This window comes from Blautia coccoides (genome assembly GCF_034355335.1).
Taxonomy (GTDB): Bacteria; Bacillota; Clostridia; order Lachnospirales; family Lachnospiraceae; genus Blautia; species Blautia producta.
In genome coordinates this window covers 917,260-939,249 of the sequence record NZ_CP136422.1, presented here as the reverse complement: position 1 = coordinate 939,249, position 21,990 = coordinate 917,260, and the positions used below count along the sequence as shown (strand labels likewise).

At 48.2% G+C, this 21,990-nt stretch carries 17 protein-coding genes; 3 read left to right on the top strand and 14 right to left on the bottom strand.

The features are described from left to right. Positions 1 to 7: 7 nt before the first annotated feature. The 6 genes from BLCOC_RS04105 to BLCOC_RS04080 all read right to left on the bottom strand — a co-directional run bounded on the left by BLCOC_RS04105 (position 8) and on the right by BLCOC_RS04080 (position 7,890). Positions 8 to 1,006, bottom strand: a complete 999-nt coding sequence (locus BLCOC_RS04105) for a hypothetical protein (RefSeq protein ID WP_115624493.1) — start codon at positions 1,004 to 1,006, stop codon at positions 8 to 10. Positions 1,007 to 1,342: 336 nt separating this feature from the next. Next, entirely contained in the window at positions 1,343 to 2,611 is a 1,269-nt protein-coding gene (locus BLCOC_RS04100) for a M18 family aminopeptidase (RefSeq protein ID WP_029470507.1), read from the bottom strand. Positions 2,612 to 2,782: 171 nt separating this feature from the next. Then, entirely contained in the window at positions 2,783 to 4,201 is a 1,419-nt protein-coding gene (locus BLCOC_RS04095; protein ID WP_115624492.1) for an APC family permease, read from the bottom strand. 95 nt (positions 4,202 to 4,296) lie between these two features. Then, on the bottom strand, positions 4,297 to 6,606 hold the full coding sequence (locus tag BLCOC_RS04090) for a xanthine dehydrogenase family protein molybdopterin-binding subunit (RefSeq protein ID WP_115624491.1): 2,310 nt from the start codon (positions 6,604 to 6,606) through the stop codon (positions 4,297 to 4,299). Then, entirely contained in the window at positions 6,603 to 7,082 is a 480-nt protein-coding gene (locus tag BLCOC_RS04085; RefSeq protein WP_115624490.1) for a (2Fe-2S)-binding protein, read from the bottom strand. The genes BLCOC_RS04090 and BLCOC_RS04085 overlap by 4 nt, the downstream gene beginning before the upstream one ends. Next, positions 7,072 to 7,890, bottom strand: coding sequence for an FAD binding domain-containing protein (locus BLCOC_RS04080; RefSeq protein WP_018597720.1), 819 nt, complete (start codon positions 7,888 to 7,890; stop codon positions 7,072 to 7,074). The genes BLCOC_RS04085 and BLCOC_RS04080 overlap by 11 nt, the downstream gene beginning before the upstream one ends. Positions 7,891 to 8,172: 282 nt before the next feature. On the opposite strand from BLCOC_RS04080, the gene BLCOC_RS04075 reads away from it, so the two are divergent. The 3 genes from BLCOC_RS04075 to BLCOC_RS04065 all read left to right on the top strand — a co-directional run bounded on the left by BLCOC_RS04075 (position 8,173) and on the right by BLCOC_RS04065 (position 11,405). After that, entirely contained in the window at positions 8,173 to 9,207 is a 1,035-nt protein-coding gene (locus BLCOC_RS04075) for a serine hydrolase (RefSeq protein WP_018597718.1), read from the top strand. A gap of 100 nt (positions 9,208 to 9,307) precedes the next feature. After that, a complete protein-coding gene (locus BLCOC_RS04070) occupies positions 9,308 to 10,675 on the top strand; it encodes an MATE family efflux transporter (protein WP_115624489.1) in 1,368 nt (455 codons plus the stop codon). Positions 10,676 to 10,757: 82 nt separating this feature from the next. Beyond that, entirely contained in the window at positions 10,758 to 11,405 is a 648-nt protein-coding gene (locus BLCOC_RS04065) for an SH3 domain-containing protein (protein WP_115624488.1), read from the top strand. Between the two features lie 58 nt (positions 11,406 to 11,463). Here BLCOC_RS04065 and larB read toward each other — a convergent pair whose 3' ends face one another. From larB to BLCOC_RS04025, 8 genes are all read right to left on the bottom strand, one after another. Further along, positions 11,464 to 12,210 (bottom strand): nickel pincer cofactor biosynthesis protein LarB, encoded by a 747-nt coding sequence (gene larB, locus BLCOC_RS04060; RefSeq protein ID WP_018597715.1) that lies wholly within the window; start codon positions 12,208 to 12,210, stop codon positions 11,464 to 11,466. 13 nt (positions 12,211 to 12,223) lie between these two features. Next, on the bottom strand, positions 12,224 to 13,231 hold the full coding sequence (gene asnA / locus BLCOC_RS04055) for an aspartate--ammonia ligase (RefSeq protein WP_115624487.1): 1,008 nt from the start codon (positions 13,229 to 13,231) through the stop codon (positions 12,224 to 12,226). Positions 13,232 to 13,311: 80 nt separating this feature from the next. Further along, positions 13,312 to 14,661 (bottom strand): MATE family efflux transporter, encoded by a 1,350-nt coding sequence (locus BLCOC_RS04050; protein WP_115624486.1) that lies wholly within the window; start codon positions 14,659 to 14,661, stop codon positions 13,312 to 13,314. Positions 14,662 to 14,831: 170 nt separating this feature from the next. Further along, positions 14,832 to 16,346 carry an arabinosylfuranosidase ArfA gene (arfA, locus tag BLCOC_RS04045; protein ID WP_115624485.1) on the bottom strand — a complete coding sequence of 505 codons (1,515 nt, stop codon included), beginning with the start codon at positions 16,344 to 16,346 and terminating at the stop codon, positions 14,832 to 14,834. An 89-nt stretch (positions 16,347 to 16,435) separates the two neighbouring features. Beyond that, positions 16,436 to 17,296, bottom strand: coding sequence for a carbohydrate ABC transporter permease (locus BLCOC_RS04040; RefSeq protein WP_018597711.1), 861 nt, complete (start codon positions 17,294 to 17,296; stop codon positions 16,436 to 16,438). A gap of 1 nt (position 17,297) precedes the next feature. After that, positions 17,298 to 18,191, bottom strand: coding sequence for a carbohydrate ABC transporter permease (locus tag BLCOC_RS04035; RefSeq protein ID WP_026255710.1), 894 nt, complete (start codon positions 18,189 to 18,191; stop codon positions 17,298 to 17,300). A gap of 135 nt (positions 18,192 to 18,326) precedes the next feature. Further along, the gene (locus tag BLCOC_RS04030) at positions 18,327 to 19,691 is read right to left on the bottom strand and encodes an ABC transporter substrate-binding protein (protein WP_018597709.1); all 1,365 of its coding nucleotides are present in this window, start codon (positions 19,689 to 19,691) and stop codon (positions 18,327 to 18,329) included. Positions 19,692 to 19,861: 170 nt separating this feature from the next. Next, a complete protein-coding gene (locus BLCOC_RS04025; protein ID WP_115624484.1) occupies positions 19,862 to 21,814 on the bottom strand; it encodes a glycoside hydrolase family 127 protein in 1,953 nt (650 codons plus the stop codon). Positions 21,815 to 21,990 lie beyond the last annotated feature (176 nt).

Sequence of the window (21,990 nt, the reverse complement as noted above, 5' to 3'; positions counted from 1 at the left end):
CCAAAACTTAAAGCGCAATGCTCAGGTGTAGGTCCTTTTTCCCTTTTACATTAAACACGATCCGCCACTGGATCTCTTCCACTTTTTTAAAATGGAGAGATGAATATACTGTGCTTGTCTCTTTACATCTGCCGGCCTGTGAGTCCATTGCAGGACCCTCCATACCACCAATGACTGAGACACTCATTGCTGACGCACTTATTATTTCCTCTCCACATTTTTTTGGTGCATCACTTTGGGATGTATCCTGAATGTAAAAATCCCTGCCTGCAATTTCAGGTGATACTCTATAAGTAAGCATCTGCATATTATCAGGCAATATCATTTCCTCCCTGTCCGGGAACATATGTCCTGAGTTTTCAGGCAATTTTCCGAATTCGCATCCGCAAATCTCCAACCTGTATTTTTCATGCGTCACCGGATGAGTGAAACTTATCTTTTTTCCGGCATCTCCAACTTTTGTGATAAAGTGGTCTGCGGTATATGGCATTGGTTCTGACTGAAAGATAAGGTCAAGAGTGTGGATCTCTGTCTGCCGCTCTGCCTCCCATAGATAAAAGCAGCGAATAAATTTCCATACCCCATCTCTGTCACAGCCATAGTGGTTCATAAAAAATTCTGCCTCCTGGTCAATCCCTCCTCTTTCATCTGAAAATGGATGCCAGCCAACTGCATACATATTCTTCCACTTCAAACTGCTTCCATTTACTTTACATTTCACTTTAAATCTTTCCAAAAAGGGATTCTCTCTTTCCAGTTCATCCATCTCTTCATTTGTCAAGTAAGACGTCCTTCGCTCAAAATTCCATTTTTCAAAATATTGTTCCGCATCGTCCCGTGGGATGGAAAGACAGATATCCATAACCATTCCTTCCGGAAAAACATACAGGGACGCTGCAGATCCCTTCTGGCCTTCCCAAACAAAATCTTTGTTCAATTTTATTTCTTTCCCCGGCTGCCCTGATCTTCTGTTTCTTGAAATACTGTCATCAAAATATACTTCCATAATTCTCCTGATTCCATCGGCTTCACTCTCAGCACGACTCTCCCATTACTTTTCCAGATTTATAAGCTCTAATATCTATATCTATCATACATGCGCGGAATAAAGAATGCAAAGACCTTTTTCAAAAACCATATGAACCGTTTTACACCAATATACAAAAAGGGAAATATACTCCCAATAATCTCAAAAGTATATTTCCCTGGAATTCCATAAATATTTTTTAATTGCTTTTTTTACTTTTAATTGTTTTACTGCTTTTAATTTCCCTCAATCACTCTTGATCACACCTGACGGTTCTTAAATCCCCTATGCCGCATCATGTTATTTAACATCTCATTATTTAAAGAACTTCTCGGCCGCCTGGATCAGATAATAAGTATCCTTGACCCCGGCTGTCTCATAAGGAGAATGCATGGCAAGCTGCGGAAGGCCGATATCCACTGCGTTCAGCGCCACTTTTGTATTGGAGATGTTCCCCAGTGTGGAGCCTCCCAGCATGTCGGAACGGTTTGTGAAGGTCTGGAAAGGCACACCGGCCTCTCTGCATAAGTCCTTGAAGACCGCGGCTGAAACACCGTCTGTACAGTATTTCTGATTTGCGCTGTGTTTGATGACAATACCCTCGTTCATATATGGACGGTTCACCGGATCCGCCACTTCCTTGTGATTGGGATGGACTGCATGGGCATTGTCAGCGGAGAGCATAAAGCTCTTTGCAAGTGCTCTCAGATATTCCTCATAGGACAGACCCAGGCACTCATTTATACGTACCAGTGTGTCATACAGGAAAGTGGAAGCCGCACCCTGTTTTGTTCCGCTTCCCACTTCCTCATTGTCAAGCACACAGTGAACTGCCGCGTACTCTTTTTTCTCTCCCTTTAAAAATCCCTGAAGAGAGGAGAACGCGCACTGCAGGTCATCCAGACGTGATGAGGAGACAAATTCCTCATTGGCTCCCCAGATACTGCCCTTTACACGGTTGTACAGGAAAATGTCATGTCCCAGAATGTCCTCTTCCTTCACACCTGCGGCCTCTGCTATTGACTTCATAAAAGTATCTTTTGATGAGATATCACCATACAGAGGAAGCATATCCACCTGGGCATTATATTTATACCCGTCATTGACTTCTCTGTTCATGTGTATCGCCAGATTGGGGATCATCAAAAGGTCTCTGTCCACATCCACAAATTTTGTAACAAAGGCATCCCCCTCTTTCACAATAACTCTTCCCGCTACAGACAACGGACGGTCAAACCACGGTGCGCAGAGCATTCCGCCGTAGCGCTCCACATTCAGTTTCACATACTTTTTGTCTACTTCCATCTCCGGGTTTTCTTTGATCTTAAAAGTAGGCGAATCGCTGTGGCTGGCCATGATGCGGTATCCCAAAGCTCCTGTCTCAGGTATGGTAAATGCCACGATGGAGGAGTCATTTCTGGTGACAAAGTATTTACCCCCATTTACGATTTCCCATTTATCTTCCTCTCTCAGCTGGGCAAATCCTTCTGCCAAAAGAATGTCCTTCATATTTTTGATGGCGTGAAAGCAGCTTGGGCTTTTTTCAATAAACGCCAGAAGCTGTTCTGCTGTCTCTCTGTACATAAAATTTTCCTCCTTAAATGCTGCCCTATACCCGGGCTTATTATCTTCTATTGTACCTGTCCGGCCGGGTTCTGCCAACAGGAATTTTCATACAACAAACGCCCGGCTGCCCTCAGGCAGCCAGACGCTCTTTCTGCAGTGGTATGAGTTGCCGCACACCCCTGCCCTTATTTATGCCTGCCCCTTTGCTTTGGAACGTTTTGCGATCTGAGGCATAATGAATCCCAGTCCGATCAGTACGAAGGGAGTCACAATGTTCAGCACAAACTGGAAGGTATCCTCAGAGTAGATGCCCAGAATACACGCAAACGCGGTAAACAGGAAGCACCATGCTCCCAGGATCACACCCAGAGTCCTGTTCTTCACAAAACGGTACTGTGCCGGGAACTTCTCCCCTGCTTTCTTCAGGGCAATGTATGCCACAAATACCCACAGATAACGAAGAGGCATACAAACAGAGTTCACCTTTACCAGCCAGCGCACCAGGGTATCCACACTTCCGATACCGATGGCCGGAACAATGATCAAAATGGATACAATGATCATGACCAGCTTGTGGCCGTTTGTATATGTGCCGTGCTTATTCTGCTTGAACATGGATGCAGGGATGTAATTGTCATCCGCATTGTCAAGCAGCATACGAAGAGGCGCGTCGATGGAGATGATCATAACTGTAAACTGTCCGATCAGGTTACAGATCGCATAGACCACCACAAAAAAGTTGCCCAGTCCGTAATACTCTCCCAGTGTCTGGAATGCATAGTATGCACCGTTTGTCATAAGGTCTTCCGGAATGTTGTTGGAGTCAAACATCATACCCATGGCAATGGTTCCCAGCATAGCACAGACAGCAACCATGATAGCCAGGGCGATCATACCCTTCGAGAAATCCTTGGCAGGATTCTTAGTCTTATTAACATACGGAGAAATCTTCTCACATCCGCCCACCGCAAACACCAGGATGGACAGGTTTAATAAGAACTTCGCGTCAAAGGACGGCATAAAGGTCTTCACAGACCAATCTATATCCAGTACATTTGCATGCGTGATCGCAGGAGCTGCCAGCATCATGACCACAAACAGCAGGGACATGATAAACATAGTGGAACCCGCCAGTGTGGAAAGCTTTTTCAGCACATTGATCCCTTTGGATGCTACCCAAACGGCAAACAGGAATAATACCAGACATAAAACCTGCAGCACTCTTGTGTTCATGGAGCTGATCCGGTTGTCCCTGAAGATTGCCCAGCTTGCTGCAATAAAGGAAGCACTTGGCTTCTGGGAAATATAAGGCATGTGGACGATCCAGTATGTCCATCCGGCCATATAAGCCATTCTCGGGCTTATGGTCTCCAGGATCCAGGAGCTGACACCGCCGCCCGCATCCTTGAACGCACTGCCCAGTTCACCTACCATCAGTGCATATGGCACAAAGTAAATGGCAAATATGATCACCCAGGATATGATTGCCTTTAATCCGCCGTATTCAGAGAATCCATTGATCACATTACCGAATCCCCATACAGTGGAAAATGCCATAAATGCAAGGCTGTACCACAAGATTTTCTTTTCACTTTCTTGTTGTTTCATTTTCTACCTCTCCTTGATTTTTTCTCCCGGATTTTATCAGTCTCACCGGGAATCGCCAGCCTGTTCAAGGTACCAAAACAACTGTCTAAATATCGTCAAAATTCGCCTTTTTTGCAATTATCAGTGCCAATTCCTGCAATTCCCATGGCTACTTTTTCCGGTGTAATGGGCATCTCAGAAACCCTCACCCCTGTGGCGTTACAGACTGCCGCCGCGATAGCGGGACAGGGGGTGTCAATTACGATCTCACCGATGGATTTGGCGCCAAAGGGATGGCTTCCTTCAAAACTGCTCTCAAAATCCACGCGGATCTTCCCCACATCGAGACGTGTGGGAATCTTGTACTGCATCAGGGAGTTGTTCAGCATCTGTCCCCGTTCACTGTATTGGATGTCCTCAAAGAGAGCCATACCGATACCCTGGGCGATCCCGCCTTCTGTCTGTACTCTGGCAAGGTTGGGATTGATCGGTGTGCCGCAGTCCACAACTGCCACGTAATCGATCATTTCCACAGCTCCTGTCTCCCTGTCCACTTCCACTTCTGCCATACCTACCATAAACGGCGGCGGGGAGATGGGTGAGGAGGCATTCTCTGTCACCTGAAGGGAGTCATTGTTTCCGAAGGTTCCCCGGATACCGATCTCTTCTAGGCTGACTGCTGCGCTTCCGTCTTTTCTGCACACTTTGCTGCCGTCAAATTCTGTGTCCTCTTTGGGTGTCTCCAGCATTTCAGCACCCAGATTCCAGATACGCTCCCTGAGATTTTCACAGGCCTTCACCACTGCTTTTCCGGCAATATATGTGGTAGCTGATGCGTAAGAACCGGAATCATAGGGGGATATATCCGTATCCACCCCAAACACTACGATATTATCAAACTCTGTTAAAAGGGTATCGGCAGCCATCTGGGAGAGCACTGTATCACATCCCGTTCCCATATCCGTAGCACCCAGACTCAAGGTATAGGAGCCGTCCTCATTGAGCTTCACAGAGGCCCCTCCCACATCAACGCCTGCGATAGAAGAACCCTGCATAGCCATGGCTACACCCACACCGCGCACTTTGCCGTTTTCCATGACACGGCACGGGTATTTATCATTCCAGCCGAACATCTCTTTTGCCCTTGCCATGCAGCGATCCAGAGCACAGCTTGTAACCTCTGTGCCACCGTCATATCCGATGAATCTGCCGCCCTCTTTTGTCATATTTTTCTCACGCAGGACCACTGGGTCCATATGCAGCTTTTCCGCCAGTTCATTAACGGCTGATTCCACTGCGAAAATACCCTGGGTAGCCCCGTATCCCCTGTAAGCGCCGGCTGACATCTGGTTGGTGTAGACAACGTCATACACAAAACGGTACGCCTCCGTATTCCTGTAAAGGGCAATGGATTTGTGCCCGGAAAGGCCCACTGTGGTGGGTCCATGCTCACCAAAGGCACCTGTATTTGACAGTGTATAGACATCTATGGCCCTGATCGTTCCCTCCCTGTCTGCTCCAATGCGGACCTTCAGTTCCATCTCATGCCGAGGAGAGGAACATATCTGGGATTCGTAGCGGGAAAAGATCATTTTCGCCGGCTTTCCTGTTTTCACTGTCACGATCGCCGGATACACCTCAGACACCAGTGTCTGCTTCGCGCCGAACCCACCGCCGATACGCGGCTTGATCACCCGGACTTTAGAGGCCCCGATCCCAAGTGCCCGTCCCAGGATCCTTCTCACATGGAAGGGAACCTGAGTAGAAGACACTATATTCAGTCTTCCGAAATGATCCATATAGGTATAGCTGCGGAATGTCTCCATCATGGCCTGCTGATTTGCCTTTGTATGGTATGTCCGTTCCACCACACAGTCACAGTCCGCCAGGATCTTGTCCACATCCCCGTCACCTTCCTCGGCGTGGGCACAGAGATTCCGTTTGTTGTCAGCGCCCACAGGGAATCGTGACTCCCAGTTGTCTTCCGGGTGGATACAAATCTCATTGTCCTTAGCCTCATGGAAATCCAGAACCGGCTCCAGCACCTTATATTTCACCTTGATGATCTTCAGTGCCCTGTCCACAGCCTTTTCCGTCTCCCCTGCAACAATGGCAGCGGCATCTCCTACAAAGCGCACTCTTCTGTCAAGGATCAGCCTGTCATAAGGGCTGAATTCCGGATATGTCTGACCCGCCATGGTGAATCTGTCCTGAGGCACATCCTTGTAAGTGAGGATACATGCTATCCCCGGAACCTTCATGGCATTTTCCGTTTTGATCTCCTCGATCCACGCGTGGGCATGGGGACTGCGCAGGACTTTTACAATAAGGCAGTCCTTGGGTGCCAGATCATCCGTATACACCGGCTGACCGGTCACAAGAGCCATAGCATCCTTTTTTCTCACCGGTTTGTTTACATAACTCATCTGTCACTGCCCCCTTCCCTCTGTTCCTTCTTATATTTCAAAAACTCCAGGATACTCCTTGTCTGCCCCATAAACCCGGAACACCTGCAGAGGTTTCCGGCCAGATACTCGCCGATCTCCTCCTCTGTAGGTTCCTCTGTCTCCTCCAGCATGGCAAAGACATTCATGATAAAACCCGGATTGCAAAAGCCGCACTGCTCTGCTCCCTGGTCTGCCAGAAAAGAACCGAACTCCTCCGCTTCCTTCTGCATTCCCTCTAGTGTTACGATCTCACACCCGTCTGCGCGGACTGCCAGCATACTGCAGGAAAGCACAGGCTTTTTGTCCATCAGGACAGTACAGAGACCACAGTTTGCAGTCTCACATCCCCGCTTCACACTGTAGCAGCCCTTTTCCCGCAGAAGGTCCAGGAGCATCAGATCCGGTGCTGCCTCCGCCTGGATTTTCCTGCCGTTTAAAGTAAATTTAATTTCCATTTTCAATACCTCCTGCCTCTAACAGCGCCCTTTTTGTCAGGACACGGACCAGATGGGTTCTGTACTCTTTGGAAGCCCGCATATTGCTTCCTGTGGTGATACTCTCAGCCGCCTTTTCCGCCAGCCGCTCAGCCTGGCTTTTCCACTCCTCGGCATCCATGTTTTTCTTATTGACAGGGGTGTCTGTCTTCTCTTTCAAAAGCACCGCTCTGCCGGGTCTTGCTCCGATGGAAAGCCGCATACCTTCCTCGTCAAGACATACCGCACAAGCCAGTACAGGAAAATCTGTTTTTGTATTCCTCTGACTCAGATACACGGACTTCTGGGGATGCTTCTTAATGATGATGTTCACCAGAATATCCCTGTCCGCTTTTCTCTCTGCAAACTCTTCCATGGAAATCCTGCCGCCTTTGTACAGCTCCACATAGGAGTCCAGTGCCAGAAACATAGTGAGCACATCAGAAAATCCAAATCTGCCGTAAATGCTGCCGCCGGCAGTGGCACAGTTTCTGAACTGCACCCCCACGATGTGCCGCAGGCTCTCCCGCATGGCGCCGCCCGTATAGGTGTTTATCCCCGGGTGGGTTTCCAGCGTCCGCAGGGAGGTCATACAGCCAATCACAAATTCCTCCTCTGTCTCTGTAATCCTATCCAGTCCCAGCCCGGACAGATCAATGGCGGTCCCCACACTCCGGTTCATCATCTTCATCCAGACCATTCCCCCAAGCACGCGGGAGGATTTTTTCTGGTTCAGCTCATAGGCTTCCTCCAGACTGTTCACCTTCACATACTCTTTAATCTTCAGCATAATCCATTCCTCTCCGTTTTTTGTCAGTCCGCCGCTTTTTCAGGCAGACATCACTAAAAAACACTGCTGATGCAGTGCTCCCAAAAGTCATTCTATCGCTCTCTTTGAGGGAATTATAACATAGGCCATTTGAGAGGCGCAAGCTGTTTTGCCGCTTCCGGGCAGGATTCATACAAATCCTTTAAATACTGATGACAAATTTCTGCTTTTTATTTATAATGAATAGATAATGTAAAATCCACCGACAGACAAAACGCCGGACAGAAAAGGCAGATGATACCAATGAAAAACAACTCTGACATACGGAATATCCTGATCATATCATTTTTATTTATGATCAGCATAATACCTCTGGGGATCCTGACGGATGCCTCCCAGGAAACCTTTGCCTGCGCCCCGCTTCCGGACAGGGATTACGCTTCTCCCAAACTGGAACTGGGATATGAAACATTGGAGAACATGGCAGATTATATGCTTGTGGAATCCGACATTTCGGAATATCCCCTCTCCGTAAGCATTCCTGAGGGCAGTACGGCTGACAGTATCCTGTCTTCCTTTCTGGAGGCCTATGGACTGAATGAAGAAAACTTTTCTTTCTTCTACTACAACACATTTACACAGGAAACTTATCTTTACAACCCTGACACCCTTTTTACCGCGGCCAGTACAGTAAAGGTGCCCGTCAATATGCTCTACTATGACGCGGTCAACAGCGGAGAGCGGACTCTTGAGGACGGACTCCCCTACAATGCCTCAGCCACAGATACGGACGGTGACGGTTCCACGCCCTATGACTACCGTCCCGGCAGCCTGGTCCCCCTGTCCTATCTCATGGAGGAGAGCATCGTATTCAGTGACAATACCGCAAATAACATTATGATCCAAAACCTGGGAGGGGTTTTTGCTTACCGGAACATGATGCTGAAGTATTCAGATAATACTTACCCGGATGAGTTTTTTACAGGCAACAAACTGTGTGCCGGTTTTTCTTTTGATGTCATGAGTTATCTCTATTCCCATTCCTCTGCGTACGAACCGCTGCTGGAATACATGAAAGAAGCAGCACCCGGGACCTTCCTCCAGAAAAACATTGACCTGGACTTATTCCCGGTTGCGCACAAATACGGAGATTATGGCGGATGCCGCCATGACTATGGGATCATCTATACTCCGGCTCCGTTTCTGATCGGAGTCTTCACAGACCATGTGGCAGATGCCGAGAATCTCATTGCGGAGATCGGCGAGACATACCTCTGCTATACGCTGAGTGTTACGGAACCATCCTACATAAAAATATCCGAGGTTCCGTCCTCATAACGATTCAGCAGCCGGGCCGAACCCCATTGCCAAAGGCGGCTGAAGGTACTGAACCGTTACCCTTCATCATAATATATAGAGACGAAAGGATACTGAAAACATGAAACAGACAACTGACCTGGGTAGGGACAAGGTATGGCTGCTGGTCCTCAAACTGGCGGTCCCCTCTATGATCGCACAGTTCGTCACCGTACTTTACAGTATTATTGACAGGATGTTCATTGGAAACATTCCTAAGATCGGAGATCTGGCACTTGCGGGAGTGGGAATCTGTGGACCCATTGTCACACTTCTCACCTCCTTTGGAACCCTTATAGGGCTGGGAGGCTCTATTCTCATGTCCATGCGTCTGGGAGCCGGACGAAAAAAACAGGCTCAGTCCATACTGGCCCACAGTTTTGCTATGCTGGTGGTTTTCTCCGCTGTGCTGACACTGCTCTTTCTTCTGACGAAGAAGTATCTTCTGCTTTGGTTCGGAGCAAGTGCCGCAACCTTTGTATACGCGGACACCTATCTCACCATCTACACAGCGGGAACGTTTTTCGCCCTCATGGCCATTGGTCTGAACTATTTTATCACTTGTCAGGGATTTCCCGGTGTGGGAATGACAACTGTGCTGATCGGTGCTGTCACAAATATCATCCTGGACCCGGTCTTTATCTTCGGTCTGCATATGGATGTGGCAGGCGCTGCCATCGCCACTGTTATTGCACAGTTTGCATCCTGCGCCTTTGCCTTCTGCTTTCTCATAGGCAAAAAAGTTCCTATTCGGATAACAAGACTCCGAAAGCCCGCCTGGTCCCCCATGATCGTTAAGAGGATCCTGGTTCTGGGTGTTTCCCCGTTCCTGATCCTGGCTACTGACAGTGTCATCATTATTGTTCTGAACGCCATGCTGCAGAAGTACGGAGGCCCCGGTGAGGGGGATATGCTCATCACCTGTGCCACCATTGTCCAGAGCTATATGATGCTCATTACAGGTCCTATGCTGGGAATCTCCAGCGGAACACAGGCTATCCTCAGCTATAATTACGGGGCAAAAGCTGTGGACAGGGTTAAGAAGGCAGAAAAATATATTCTGCTGCTGTGCCTCTGTTTTACCACCGTGATGTTTATCCTCTCCAGGATTGTGCCCGGATACTTTATCAGGATCTTTACCAGTGAGCCGTCCCTGGTATCCCTGTCCACTTGGGGCATCCATGTATTTACACTGCTGATCATTCCCCTCAGCTTCCAGTATGTATTTGTAGATGGCTTTACAGCCCTGGGGCTTTCCAGGACCGCCCTGTTCTTATCCATGTTCCGAAAAGGGGATTATATGCTCTTTACAATTTTTCTGCCCATTTTTTTCGGAGCCAAAAGCGCGTTTTACGCCCAGCCCATCGCGGACGGGATCGCCTCTGTCATGGCGACTGCCGCATTCTTCCTATTTTTCCGCAAGCATCTGGAAAAGCGCCTCCGGCAATGAGCTTCTGCTTTGCCAAAATCTTTCGTTGACATTTTGCTGAAATACTTTAAAATATTAGAAAACAGGAAAGGGGATGTAACTGATGAGAAACAAGCTGAAATATTTTCTCCTGCTTCTGCTGTCAGTTCTGTGTCTGTCCATACTGGGCGCCTGCGGCAAGGACGACAGCGCTGCAGAGGAAGAGGCAGCACTGGATTCCGTATCTGCCTCCATGGACGGAACTGTGACAGCTTTTACCGGAAAAGAGATCAGTATTATTACTTCAGATAATGATAAGCTGACTTTTGATATGACAAAAGCGGAACTTGACTGCAAGAGCGGAATTATTCCCGGCAATGAGGTAACGCTGATCTATGTAGGTCCCCTGGATGGGACGGATACCAGCAAAGTCCGTCTTAGGAAGATCATCACAACGGATGATAATTCAGGCCTTCTGCCTACAGACGGGACAAAAGTGATTTCACCCAGCGGTGACGCGGATGGATTTCAATCCGGCAAGGCCGGTTATGATGAGCCGGATTCCGGCGTCAAGGTAGAGGAAAAGACAGAAACCGTTACAGTAAAAAGCCCTGTAAACGTAAGGGCTGACGCGGCAAGCCAGGCCCAGGTCCTGGGAGTTCTCCAGGGCGGCACCACTGTTACGCGGACCGGTATCTGCGACAACGGATGGCATAGGATCGTCTATGAAGGGGAGACAGGGTATGTGTGGGGAGATTATCTCTCTGACTGAGCATAATGAAACAGACCGGGAAGAATCATGTTCTCCCCGGTCTGTTTTCTTCTATTCTTTATTTTCTGCAAATAAGCCGGTTGATCTGGGCACCCATGTAACCTCCCCCGAAACCGTTGTCTATATTTACCACAGAGATCCCTTCCGCACAGGAATTCAGCATCGTAAGAAGTGCTGAGAGTCCGCCGAAATTAGCCCCATATCCTATGGAGGTGGGCACTGCGATGACTGGGACTTCCACCAGTCCGGCAACCACGCCGGCCAGAGCGCCCTCCATTCCTGCCACAGCCACAATGGCGTTGGCATGACGGAGGCGTTCCTGTTGTGAGAGGAGGCGATGGATCCCCGCTACCCCTACATCGTAGATACGCTCCACATTGGCGCCGAAATATTCTGCTGTCCTGGCTGCCTCCTCGGCAACGGGGATATCGGACGTGCCGCCTGTGCAGACAGCTACGCACCCCTCTTTTGCAGCATCCTCTTTCTCAATGACAAGTATATGGGAAAGAGGGTCGTACTGCACCTGGGGAAGTACCTCCTTCACAGCCAGATACTGGTCCTCTCTGGCTCTTGTACCCAGGACACAGCCATCCTGCTGGTAAAAATGCTGGTAGATGCCAATCAGATGATCTGTGGCTTTACCGGAACAGAACACAACCTCGCCGAACCCGGAACGGATCTTGCGGTGATGGTCCAGTTTTGCATAGCCCAGATCCTCGTAAGGAATCTTCTCCAGCATATGCTCCGCGGTTTCCAGCGGCATCTCTCCGCTTTTCACCTGAAGCAGTATATCTTGAATGTTCATACTTATTCCCTCTTTATAAGATTTCAATGCCGGCTTTGCTGCAGGCAGTCAGGGTCGCTTCGTCCCAAATGGAGGACTGTACCTCTCCCACATGCACTTTCTGCAGAAGGAGCATACAAACTCTGGACTGACCAATGCCGCCGCCGATGGTCAGGGGCAGTTCGTTGTTTAAAAGCATTCTGTGGAACGTCAGGTTCCTGCGCTCATTGCAGCCGGCTTTTTCAAGCTGTTCGCTGAGTGTTTGAGCATCCACCCGGATTCCCATGGAGGAGATTTCCATGGCGCACTGCAGCGGCTCATGCCAGAATAAAAGGTCTCCGTTTAACTTCCAGTCATCATAGTCCGGCGCACGTCCGTCGTGCTTTTCTCCTGATTTCAACAGATCACCTATCTGCATGATGAATATAGTCTTCTTCTCCTTGGCGTAGGCGCTCTCCCTCTCCTTGGGAGTCATATCAGGATACATATCCTCCAGTTCCTGGGAAGTGATGAAGGATACCTCACGGCACAGCTCTGTGTCCAGATTTTCATAGTGGTATTTCACCTCTTCCAGAGCGTTGCAGATGGAATTCACGATCCTGGTCACTGTATCCTTTAGGTAATCCAGATTTCTGTCCTCTGCCGTGATGATTTTTTCCCAGTCCCACTGGTCCACATACGCAGAATGCAGATTGTCAAGCTCCTCATCTCTGCGGATGGCGTTCATATCGCATAAGATTCCTTTTCCCACGTGGAAATCATAGCGGTAAAGAGCCATACGTTTCCATTTTGCCAGGGAATGTACTACCTGTGCATTCATATTTGCATCCGGGATATCAAATGTTACAGGGCGCTCCACACCGTTCAAATCATCATTCAGGCCGGAAGCCGGATCTACAAAAACCGGCGCTGTCACTCTTTTCAGATTCAAAGCCAAACATAGTTTCTTCTGCATCAGATTCTTGATGATACCAATCGCTTCCTGTGTCTCATAGCTGGATAAGCATGAATGATAGTTCTCTGGTATTATTACTTTTCCCATGTTTCTTTCCTCCCGTTTTTATGTTCTATGGAATAACAACTGTTTTTTATTTTATTATAAAAAAGCAGTGTTGTAAATAGTCAATTCCCCTGATCAACCCTCTTGATCCGCTTCCTGTAAGCGGCTGTAAGGATCACCATAGCCCCCAGCCAGGCACCTGTTTCCGCAAAATAGATGCCCTCTTTTCCTATTAAAAGGGGCAGAAGCAGAGCAATGAGTATCCTCATGACCAGCTCTGCGATCCCGGAACACATGGGTATAAGGGTATCACCCATGCCCTGCAGCGCAGAGCGGTATATATGGAGCAGATAGAGAATGATCAGTGTTGCCCCCATGACCGCCAGATAATTATATGCGATAGCCAGCACTTCTGATGCATTGGACGCCTCTGAGGAGATAAATATTTTCAGGATGCTGCGCCCGAAAACAAGGAGGACAGCACCGATGACCACAGCGATCCCTATGGATATTTTAGCTGAGGCGCGGACGCCCTCCTTAATCCTGCCGTATTCCCCAGCTCCCAGATTCTGTCCCACAAAAGAAGATGTGGCATACCCGAAGGAGACTGCCGCCAGCTCCAGAAGTCCGTACAGTTTGTTGGTTGCCGTAAAGCCTGCCACGTACAAAAGGCCGAAACCATTGATCACATATTGGATCACGATGCCCCCGAATCCTATGATCACATTCTGAAATGCCACCGGAATCCCAAGACCCAGCAGATGACCTGCCATCTCCCAGTCCCATTTCCAATCTGTTTTTTCTATGTGCCAGATGCCGTATTTTTTAAGCTGGATAAAACAGATCGTGCCAGAACACACCTGAGCCAGCACAGTTCCCAGCGCGGCTCCCTCCACGCCCCAGTGGAATACCAGCACAAATATAAGATCCAGGATAATATTTACGGCAGACGCACCGATCATGGCACGAAGGGGCGTCTGGCTGTCACCCATGGCCCGAAGGATACCGGAACAGATATTGTAAAGCGCCGTAGCCGCCAGTCCGAACATAAGGATCAGCAGATAATTGTAGGCTGGCTCCCGGATATTGTCCGGAACGCGAAGAAGCCCCAGCAGCGCTGACAGATTGCTGATAAAGAGAGCCATGATCAGGACTGTGATCAGACTCCCTGTCCACACGGACATTGCCACTGCCTTTTTCAGGCGCTTTTCGTCCTTTGCCCCGAAACATTGGGAAATAAGTACGGAAAATCCCTGTGCCACACCTGTGATCCCGCCCATGGCCGTAAAACTCAGCCAGTCTGAGGTCCCCAGCGCGGCAAGAGCCTCCACGCCTACGCCCCGTCCTACAATAACACTGTCCATTACGGTATATAGCTGCTGGAATACATTTCCCAGCATCAGGGGAAGGGCAAAGGAAACGATAATACCTGCCGGCTTCCCGCTTGTCATATCTCTTGTCTTTTGTCTCATCACATTCTCCCCTTACTTGACTTATCCAGCCTGCTTCCCTGTCTTCCAAAACGCTTTTGGCAGCCCTCTTCTTTCTGCTCACAGCGCGGCAAAAAAACACAGCCTGCAGAGATGTATTATATCACTTTTGCAGGCTGTGCGGTAGACATTATTCGATTCTATTTTTCATTCTATTTTCCAAGGCGGATCACATTCCAGGATGCTTTTTTCAGCACACTGGTGACAATGCCTCCGTCCAGTTTGCTGCGGTCATCCGCATTTGCCGGAGCGACTTTTTCCATTCCCAGGCCGTTTACTGCTTTCAGGTCCTCATTTTCCAGAACAATATGCTCCAGAATGCGGTATCCCTCAAAGCTTCTCACATCTGTAGCCAGTTCCACATCCTCTTCCAGATTACGGTTCACAGCAAAGATGGCCACTTCATCTGCCTCTTCATTGTAGACAGCAACGGATTCCACGTCCGTGATCTCATCATGTTTTGCTGTGGCATGTTTCGTGCTGTTCATAACAGGCAGAAGTGCCACACCGCGTCCGTATTTGGAAGCGTGCATGAACGGATAGAAAATGGTCTGTTTCCATGCACCGCCTGCGGCATCTGTCATAATGGGAGCGATAACATTTACGAGCTGCGCAAGGCATGCCATCTTCACACGGTCCGCGTGTCTGATCAATGTGATGAGCATCAGTCCTACCAAAAGCGCATCCTCAAAGTTATAGATATCCTCCAGCATAGGCGGAGCCACCTGCCACGGGTGGTTCTCTGTGATATCATCATCCACGGCGTTTGAGTGGAACCATACGTTCCATTCGTCAAAGCTCAAATTCATGACTTTTTTGCTGCGTTTCTTAGCTTTTACATAGTCACAGGTGGAAATGATGGTGCGGATGAAATCATCCATATCATCAGACTGTGCCAGATAATCATTGCTGTCGTCATCTCTGTTTCCGTAATACTGATGCATGGAAATATAATCCACGTAGTCATATGTATGGGACAGGGTAACTGCCTCCCAGTCAGGGAAGGTAGGCATGTCACGATTGGAGCTTCCGCAGGAAACAAGCTCGATGGAGGGGTCAATAAGACGCATTGCCTTTGCAGTCTCCTCAGCCAGACGTCCGTACTCTTCCATGGTCTTGTGCCCGATCTGCCACGGTCCGTCCATCTCATTGCCCAGGCACCATACCTTGATGTTGTGCGGGTCCTTTACACCGTGGCTGATACGCATGTCACTGTATTTTGTTCCTGACGGATGGTTGCAGTATTCCAGCAGGTTACAGGCATCGGAAATGCCCCTTGTGCCCAGGTTCACTGCCATCATCACCTCAGAGTTTGCCTGTTTTGCCCATTTTGAAAATTCATTAAGGCCAACTTCATTTTTCTCCAGGCTTCTCCAGGCCAGTTCCAGGCGGTGGGGACGTTCTGCCACCGGACCTACGGAATCTTCCCAGTAGAAATTAGAAACAAAGTTTCCACCCGGATAGCGGATAATGGGCACATCCAGCTCTTTTACAAGCTGTAACACGTCCTGACGGAACCCATCCTTGTCCGCTGCCGGATGTCCTGGCTGATAGATGCCTTCGTACACGGCACGTCCCAGATGCTCAATGAAAGAACCATAAATTCTCTTGTCTACAGGTGCGATACGAAATTCCTTATCAAGCACCATCTTTGCACGTCTGCTCATAAAATTAAATCCTCCTAAAATCAGTCATGTACTTATGGGATAACTATATCACTTGTATGCTGTTCAGTAAACTTGTTGTTTCTGCTCCATCACTCTTTTACGGCACCGGCTGTCATACCTTCGATAAAATATTTCTGGAAGCATACGAACAGGATAAAGATCGGCACAATGGAGAAGAAGGAACCTACCACCAGCAGGCTGTAATTATCTCCATAAGGGTTGATCAGAGTGTTCAGGCCAAGGGTCAGCGTATACTTATCGGAAGAACGGATCACCAACAGCGGCCACAGATAATTGTTCCATGCATTCATACCGTTTAAGATAGCCATTGCGGCAAAAGCCGGCTTCATGATGGGAATGATCAGTTTAAAGAAAATACCATACTCTGTGGCACCGTCAATACGTCCTGCTTCGATCAGGGACTTTGGAAGTCCCAGCAGATACTGTCTGAAGAAGAAGATGGTTGACGCGTGAGCCAGGAAGGGAAGTACAATGGCTCCATAATTGTCCATCATTCCCCAGCTTGAGATCTGTTTGTACAGGGGAAGCATAACAACTTCCAGAGGAATGGAAAGGATGATCAGCACGACCACAAAGAGTACCTGTCTTCCTCTGAATTCATAAGCTGCAAATCCGTATGCCACGAATGCGCTGATCAGCAGTGTGAGCACTACCGTGATCACAGTCAGGATAATACTGTTCATAAACCAGGTCCAGTAGTCATGGGATCCTGTGAACAGAAGTACATAGTTGTCAAGATTCATGACAGAGAAGTCCAGATCCAGGTTCAGTCCGTACTGGAGCAAATGTCCGCCCGGTTTAAAGCTCGCCAGGAAAATAGCGTAAATCGGCAGGATGATCAGGACAGCCAGGACCGTAAAGAGGACGAGCATGCCTGCTGTGGCAAATCTGTCTTTTTTTCTTCTTGCTGCGTTTTTATCCATAGCCATATCAGCGTTCCTCCTTCTTGAATGTTCCGGTCACAGTAAGCTGGATCAGGTTGACGATCATAACCACGATCAGCAGGACCAGACCAACGGCACAGGCGTAACCCATGGCTCGTTTTTCAATACCCTGGCGGTACAGATAACCTACAATGGTAAGACCGATATTCTGCGGTGAGTTGTTTCCTTTCCATAACATGTAACTTTCCAGGAACATGGACAGACCTGCATAGATACTGATGGTCAGCACGTATACTGTAGTGGGTTTTACAAGAGGGAAGGAGATTTTTTTGAACTGCTGCCATTTGGACGCACCATCTATGGAAGCTGCCTCGTATAAATCCGTGGAAATACTCTGTAAGCCCGCAAGGAAATAAAGAATATTTACACCGGTCCATCTCCAGCAGGCTACCAGAAGCAGCGCAAAATATCCGGTCCACTGGCCTTTCAGCCATTTGATCGGGGAATGTCCGAAAAATTCGATAACGCGGTTTGCCAATGCTGTATCCATTTCCCCGAAGATCAGGCGGAAAATGGTACCTGCTACCACTACTGAAGTCAGTGCCGGCAGGAAATAAATGGATTTGAAAAATCCAGGTTTTTTCATAAGTTTACTGTTTAAAAGGCTTGCAAACAACAAAGGGAACGGAATCAACAGCGCGCAGGTTCCGATCATATATTTTACGCTGTTCCAGACTGCCTTCAGGAAAATCTTGTCAGACAGAAGCCTATCATAATTTTTTAATCCTACCCATTTATCTTTTAACACATCCTGAAAGCTTAATAGTACGCCGTTTCCAATCGGAAAAATCCAGAACAACAGTACCGTAAGTACAAACGGCAAGACAAACACGTAAGGAGCTGCTTTCTGTGAGTAAAAGAATTTTTTTACTTTGTTCATTTTATACTCCTTTCTCTCTCCTCCAACAATAGAAAGCACGCCTGGCGGACTTTTTATTGTCATGAATAACCATACCCTGGTAAAACCTGCGGCCTGACCCGACGGTCAGGCCGCAAGCAATCACATATTTTTTACTTACTCTGCAAATTCGTTTTCTAAGGAATCCTGTGCCTCATCAAGGGCTGTCTTCACATCTGCGTCAGATTCAAAGATGTCGCTCAGTGTCACGGTACAGAAGGTATTGTTTACGGACGGCATTTTCTCATCTGTGTAGCATTTCAGAAGGCCGATACCGTCTGCCAGTTCATTCAGTGTGTCGAACGGTTTTGTGTTGAAATACTGGATAAATGCATTGTCCGGATTTTCTGTAACTGCTGTGTCTGTCCAGAGAGCTGTGTTTACCGGGTCAAATCCTAATACGTTCCATACTTCCTCGTTGGCTGTCTCGGAAAGTTTGATATAAGCAAATACTTCTGCTGCCAGATCTGCGTTCTCGCTTGTCTCCACAACTGCTGTACCTGTTCCGCCGCCGCCGATGGTCTTAACTGCGTCGTTGTCGCCCCATACCGGAGGAGCTGCGATGGCTACTTTGCCTTTCAGGTCTGTCATGTAGCTTGTGTAACGGCTTGTCTGCCAGAACGGCATGATCGCTGCTGCCACATCACCGGAGTTGAATAACGGATATGCTTCCTCGTTGTCTGGCTGTCCGCCTGCGATGGTATCCAGGGCACCTGCTGCCTGCATGTCTTTCATGTACTGTAAGCACTCTACCATTTTGTCATTGTTTACATCCAGCTTGCCGTCCTCTGTCATGTAGTCTCCGCCCTTCTGAGCCAGCATCAGGTTCAGAGTCCACTGTGCGGTTGTCTCGGCTGCCGCAAATGTTTTTCCTGTAGCTTCTTTATATTTCTCACCTGCTGCTTTAAAGTCATCCCAGGTCTTGATAGTTGTGTAGTCAACACCTGCTGCATCCAGTGCTTCTGTGTTATAGAAAGCTACAGTTGTTCCTACGTGAGTAGGCAGTCCGTAATATTTTCCGTCTTTGGAATATAAATCAAGTCTGGATTCAACTACGTTCTCTTTGTAAGGTGTGATCACATCAGATAAATCTTTCAGGCCAACTTTTCCTGTCATGAACGCCGGGAATTTACCTAACTCGATATCCACTACATCAGGAGCACCCTCACCGGATTCCAGAGCCAGGGATAATTTGTTGTGCATATCATCGTATGCCATGTTGGAAAGAACCAGTTTTACCTTCTTGTCCGGATTTTCCTCATTCCATTTCTCTGCCATATTGGTGTAGAAATCCTGATGGTTCTCAATGAATGTCCAAACGGTAAGAGTTGTGACATCATCACCCTCCACTTCCATCTCTCTTTTTCCTGTCTCCTTGGTGCTGCTTTCTGCTGCGTCGTCTCCGCCTTTGGATCCGCATCCTGCTAACATAGTGCCAATCATGGCTGCGCTGAGTAATGCTGCTAAAACTTTCTTCTTCATTGTTGTTGCCTCCATTTCTTAATATTATAGATACTTTATCGTAACAGTTCAGCCTTCCTTTGTCCCGCCAGGTGCTGCCTTGCATTTGCAGGGCAATCCCCAGGCAGCAAAAGCTGAATAGTAACGCTTTATCAAATCAGAGGACATCTCCCTCTGTATGATACATAAAATTACAGCAGTTCTTTTATCCAGACCAGCATCTCACCGGTCCTGCGGTTGCCCCAGTAACAATAGGGGACTGCCTTTAACGGTATGTCTGTGAGTTCTGTCTCGCATTCCTGATATAGTGTGCCATCCTCCCAGTGGGAATCTGATATTTTCTTACCATTTAAATGGATCACAGTGGTTCCGCCCAGAAGTTCTGGTTCATAGCTCTCAGACAGCTCCTGTCTGGTGTCCACAAAGACAGATGCCAGATTGCTTCCGTTGTCCGTCTCTTCCAAACAGTATACAAGGGGTCCTCTCATCAGTGCCGCCTTGCCGCTGTCTGCCCGCACTTTGGGGTTCGCGTGGACAAATCTCGGTTCTATATGAAATTTCAAAGTGATCTCTTCCTGAGCCAGTTCTCCCCTGATGAACAGATAGCCCTTCTCTTCTTTTGGCGCTTTTATCTCCTCACCGTTTCGGAAAACCCGGTATGTTTTTACCCAGCCCGGTATTCTGAAAGCCAGGACTCCTGTTGTCTTATGCTCCGGACGGATATTGATCTTAACAGTCCCGTCATCCAGGTATCCGCTGTCTATTTTCACACTGCATTTCACACCGTTTATGGCTGTCTGTGTCTCATTGGAGACGTAGAGGTTTATGTACAGGGAATCTTTTCCCTTTCCATACAGGTATTGGCCAAGGGAGGCCAGTGTTCTGGCTATGTTTGGCGGACAGCATGCCACACCGAACCACTTCTGCCGCACAGGCTTTACATGCTCTCTTGAAGTTCTCTCCAGACAGTTGTCCGGCCACACCTCCAGAGGATTTACATAGAAAAAGCTCTTCCCGTCCATGGCGATTCCCGCCAGAACCGTATTGTAAAGGGCTGTCTCTGCCACATCCATATATTTCGCTTCCCCTGTTATCTCGGCCATTCTTCTGCCAAACAGCGCCAGGCCAATGGATGCACAGGATTCAGAGTAGTTGCAGTCATTGGGCAGGTCATAGTCTGTTGTGAAACGTTCCAGAAGCCCGGAAGATCCGATACCTCCTGTGATGAACATTCTCTTCCTGACCATGTTGTCCCACAGGGTTCTGCATGCGGCAAGCAGGGACTCATCCTGATACTCATAAGCCAGATCTGCCATGGCACAGTAGAGATAGACAGCACGCACTGCATGTCCCTCCGCTGTTTTCTGCTCCCTTACAGGAAGATGCGACTGTGAGTACGCGGGGCTGTAGTCCTTGAATTCCGGAAAGATCTGCTGGTATTTTTCACCCTTTTCTTCCTGGAAGAAGTAATTTTCTCCCACACCCCTCTGCTCTACAAAATATTTGGATACTTCCAGATATTTCTTCTCACCTGTTGCCCGGTAGAGCTTCACCAGGGCCAGCTCCACTTCCGGATGCCCCGGATAACCGTGGCACTGTCCGTCCCCCGGACCGAATCTTTCACAGATCACATCAGCAAATCTGGAAACTATTTTCAAAAACTCATCCTTGCCTGTGGCCTCATAATATGCCACGGCAGCTTCGATCATATGTCCCGCTGTGTAAAGCTCATGTCCTTCCTTCAGGTTTGACCACCTGCGCTCAGGCTCCTGGATGGTATAATATGTATTCAGATATCCATCCGGACACTGTGCCTTTCCGATTAACTTAATCGTTTCATCAGCCAAACTCTCCAGCATCTCATCTCTTCCGTCCGAAGCAAGTGTAAATGCAGCGGCCTCCAGCCATTTTGCCACGTCTGTGTCCTGAAAAACAGCTCCCTGAAACTTTCCTTTCTCTTCGCCGGCGGCGATCCTGAAGTTCTTAATGCAGTGGCTTGGCTCTGCATCCGGTACATTGTCATTCAGTGTTTCCCATTGATAAGGGAGAATCACATCTTTTACCAGTCGAATATATTTATCCCAGAACGTGTCCGCTATCCTTATGTCTCCAAGAGGCAGGGACTGTAATTTCTCGCCGTTCATACTCGCTCTCCCTTCATGCTTTTCATTAAACGTTTAAGCGCACATCTTTTACCTCACTCTTATTTTGTTTCAGATATCCGCCTATTTTATTTTTTTCGAGCCATACTTGCTGTTTTAGTTACTTTTACTCAGCGGCTCTGTGTGTTTTTCTCTTTTATAGACCACTTTTCCGATGT

Excerpts from the sequence above, each read along its gene's own strand:
- BLCOC_RS04105 (WP_115624493.1), bottom strand. The coding sequence starts at position 1,006 with ATGGAAGTATATTTTGATGACAGTATTTCAAGAAACAGAAGATCAGGG.
- BLCOC_RS04100 (WP_029470507.1), bottom strand. The coding sequence starts at position 2,611 with ATGTACAGAGAGACAGCAGAACAGCTTCTGGCGTTTATTGAAAAAAGC.
- BLCOC_RS04095 (WP_115624492.1), bottom strand. The coding sequence starts at position 4,201 with ATGAAACAACAAGAAAGTGAAAAGAAAATCTTGTGGTACAGCCTTGCA.
- BLCOC_RS04090 (WP_115624491.1), bottom strand. The coding sequence starts at position 6,606 with ATGAGTTATGTAAACAAACCGGTGAGAAAAAAGGATGCTATGGCTCTT.
- BLCOC_RS04085 (WP_115624490.1), bottom strand. The coding sequence starts at position 7,082 with ATGGAAATTAAATTTACTTTAAACGGCAGGAAAATCCAGGCGGAGGCA.
- BLCOC_RS04080 (WP_018597720.1), bottom strand. The coding sequence starts at position 7,890 with ATGCTGAAGATTAAAGAGTATGTGAAGGTGAACAGTCTGGAGGAAGCC.
- BLCOC_RS04075 (WP_018597718.1), top strand. The coding sequence starts at position 8,173 with ATGAAAAACAACTCTGACATACGGAATATCCTGATCATATCATTTTTA.
- BLCOC_RS04070 (WP_115624489.1), top strand. The coding sequence starts at position 9,308 with ATGAAACAGACAACTGACCTGGGTAGGGACAAGGTATGGCTGCTGGTC.
- BLCOC_RS04065 (WP_115624488.1), top strand. The coding sequence starts at position 10,758 with ATGAGAAACAAGCTGAAATATTTTCTCCTGCTTCTGCTGTCAGTTCTG.
- larB (WP_018597715.1), bottom strand. The coding sequence starts at position 12,210 with ATGAACATTCAAGATATACTGCTTCAGGTGAAAAGCGGAGAGATGCCG.
- asnA (WP_115624487.1), bottom strand. The coding sequence starts at position 13,231 with ATGGGAAAAGTAATAATACCAGAGAACTATCATTCATGCTTATCCAGC.
- BLCOC_RS04050 (WP_115624486.1), bottom strand. The coding sequence starts at position 14,661 with ATGAGACAAAAGACAAGAGATATGACAAGCGGGAAGCCGGCAGGTATT.
- arfA (WP_115624485.1), bottom strand. The coding sequence starts at position 16,346 with ATGAGCAGACGTGCAAAGATGGTGCTTGATAAGGAATTTCGTATCGCA.
- BLCOC_RS04040 (WP_018597711.1), bottom strand. The coding sequence starts at position 17,296 with ATGGCTATGGATAAAAACGCAGCAAGAAGAAAAAAAGACAGATTTGCC.
- BLCOC_RS04035 (WP_026255710.1), bottom strand. The coding sequence starts at position 18,191 with ATGAACAAAGTAAAAAAATTCTTTTACTCACAGAAAGCAGCTCCTTAC.
- BLCOC_RS04030 (WP_018597709.1), bottom strand. The coding sequence starts at position 19,691 with ATGAAGAAGAAAGTTTTAGCAGCATTACTCAGCGCAGCCATGATTGGC.
- BLCOC_RS04025 (WP_115624484.1), bottom strand. The coding sequence starts at position 21,814 with ATGAACGGCGAGAAATTACAGTCCCTGCCTCTTGGAGACATAAGGATA.